The sequence below is a fragment of the Arthrobacter sp. CAN_A212 genome, from assembly GCF_015752345.1.
Lineage (GTDB): Bacteria > Actinomycetota > Actinomycetes > Actinomycetales > Micrococcaceae > Arthrobacter_D.
This window is the reverse complement of the sequence record NZ_JADOUT010000060.1, coordinates 1-2,521: the sequence shown is the minus strand read 5'-3', so window position 1 is coordinate 2,521 and position 2,521 is coordinate 1. Positions and strand designations below refer to the sequence as shown.

Below are 2,521 nucleotides of genomic sequence, written 5' to 3'. Positions count from 1 at the left end.
CCATTCCGAACCCGGAAGCTAAGACCCACAGCGCCGATGGTACTGCACCCGAGAGAGTGTGGGAGAGTAGGACGCCGCCGGACAACCATTAGACGGAAGGCCCCACCCCACCGGTGGGGCCTTCCGCACTTAACCACCCCACCAGGCATGGCCCGATAGTCTGGTACCCAGGCCCCACCCCACGGTGGGGCCTTTTGTGCTTAAAACGTGGGCCCGCGGTGTGCGCTTGAAGTGCAGACAAGGACCCTAGGGAAGTTCAGAGCTGGCGTCTAGATGCCCGGCCAGCAAAGTTAGTCCGGCTTGCCCGGTAGCTATCTCCAGGTCACCCTTGTCGGTGCCAATTGCTGCGATCTTCCACGATCGCGCGAGTTCCGCCGGCTTCTTCGGGGGCAAGTCAAGCAATTCAAGGCGGCGTAGCCCGCTGAACTCCCGCATCTGTGGTGCGGGGGCACCCAACCCTCCGGATAGCGGCATGAACCTGACGATGCCTTGATCCACTTGCGCGAACCCCCGTTCCCACCTGCTGCGCAGTGAACCGGGGAGGGCCTTGGGGTAGCGGATCGCGCATTCGATGAGTCCGCGCTCAACATCACGGACGAGCCGCGCTTCCCTCTCCGACCCTGACAGTCGTCGGACTAGGAGGGCAAAGGCAGCCAGCAACGCCGCAGCGAGTGTCAGCGATAGCCAGAAGCCAAGTGGTTCCCGGAGGACAGCTGAGACCAGCAGGCCACCGAGAAGAACCCACCAGTTCGACCGCATCAAGGTTTTTTCCCACCTCCCGAGGGGCGAGGGCTTCTTCATCTCAGCTGCCATGTCCCGATCCTAGCGGCGTGCTGGTCCATACTTCACCGAGATCCACCCTCCAGGTACGCGCTGAGGCCAAACGTTGATCAGTGGGTGTCGGTGTCTGCAGGTCTCGCGATGAGTTTCAGGTCCAACCGCGCATTCAATTGGGTAAGGCTCGCCGGCTATGACAAGCACCTGCAGGGAGGCCGCCGCGCTGTTGAGTGGTTCGTGTAGAGAACAGAGCGGTAATTGTGAACGCCGACCCAAGATGGGACCATTGGGCCTGTTGGCACCGGCGCTGACACAGGGAAGTAACCCTATGGCGTCACAGGAGAGGGGCCGGCCGATGTTGATGCTTCTGCCGCTTCCGATCGTTTCCATGAGGATCGCCATATTGATGTTTTCGATCTGCCCGCGTTGGTGATGGGGCTCGACAAGCCAAGCGACTCCTGCGAACACAGATGGACTCGATGGCTAGGCGGTCCAGGGCAGTCGGTGGTGCAAGGCATGAAGGGTTACGGTTCCGCCGTAGATGGGAGAGGCTCCAAGCTCCAAAAAACCCCAGCGTCCATACATCTCGCGGACCTGGAGTGCCTGGCCAAAGACGCCTAAGACGGCATCGTGTTCTGTCCGGTTCGAGAGGAGCTCACGGACGCACTGTTTGGCTATCCCACGGCCCCGAAAGCTTTCGTCAACGGCGAGTTCCTGGACAATAACGGTCCTCGATGGTGTGATCACAGCGTCTTGCGCTGGCGCCATTCCGTTTAGTCGTCGCTGCCAGGAGGTGTCCTGGTCGAGCCTCTGAGATAGCGCGAAGCCGATCACATGCCCATGGTGACTTGCCGCGACAAGTCGCCCACCGGGACTCGCAAGCTGGCCGCGCCCCCATTGTTCGATGCTTTCTAGCTCGCCTGGTGATTCGTTGTAGGGAGGAGCTGCGAAGCTCGAGACAAAGAGATTCGTGATCTCAACCCAAGTGTCGTCTGGAGCGGCATGCTCGAACTGGACGTAGCTAACTTCCCGGTCGATGCCTCTCATAGTCGTTCAGACTATCCCCTGTTTCCTCGGGCGAAACATCGATCCGAGGAAGTCGGATGAGCAGATGAAACGCGCTCAGGCCCCGTGATCCTTGGGTTGGGGATGAGGATGTCAGTCGGTCAACTATCGCGGTGCAGGAGTCATCGATCGAGTGGCCGCTGAAAGATGCGCGTCCGGGTGGGGGTACCAAGGACAAATTGACCGTCTGGAGGAAGTAAAGAACTCCTCGCCCGAGGAGTGACGCAGCCCACCTAATGGCTTGAGTGCGCTGAGGGGCGAGATGGAGCGCTTTCGAGAGGTTGAGTTCCCGGGAAATCCGCGCGGATACTGGAGTCCAAGCACCTCCAGGAACCTGGGTGCGGACCCCAAAAGGGCGATTTGGCGCCAGTCCATGTGGTGTGTAAAGTAGAACAAGTCGCCGCCGCTGAAGCGGAAAGATAGCGACCGACCCCTTACAAACAGCCTGATAATGGCACGCTTCAAGCGTGCGATTGCGGCAGGTAGGGACCCACAAGGTAAGCGAAAATCGCGGAAACGCTGATTTGCTAAAGCTTCCGAGTTCGGGTAAGTTTGAAAAGTTGCTCCGGAGCGATGATGGAACTGTTTGGTTCTGTTTGGTGCCGGGTGTGTCTGTTGTTTGAGAACTCAATAGTGTGCCATGTTTGTTGATACCGATTGTTTTATTGATTGGTTGAAT

At 58.9% G+C, this 2,521-nt stretch carries 2 protein-coding genes and 1 rRNA gene; 1 reads left to right on the top strand and 2 read right to left on the bottom strand.

What is annotated here, in order from left to right; all coding sequences use genetic code 11:
* Positions 1–83, top strand: a 5S ribosomal RNA gene (gene rrf, locus IWX64_RS17405); the annotation flags it as partial.
* Positions 84–246: 163 nt separating this feature from the next.
* On the opposite strand, the gene IWX64_RS16720 is transcribed toward rrf, so the two are convergent.
* Positions 247–813, bottom strand: a complete 567-nt coding sequence (locus IWX64_RS16720) for a hypothetical protein (protein WP_196868254.1) — start codon at positions 811–813, stop codon at positions 247–249.
* A gap of 447 nt (positions 814–1,260) precedes the next feature.
* Positions 1,261–1,824 carry a GNAT family N-acetyltransferase gene (locus tag IWX64_RS17400; protein WP_196868253.1) on the bottom strand — a complete coding sequence of 188 codons (564 nt, stop codon included), beginning with the start codon at positions 1,822–1,824 and terminating at the stop codon, positions 1,261–1,263.
* Positions 1,825–2,521: the final 697 nt, after the last annotated feature.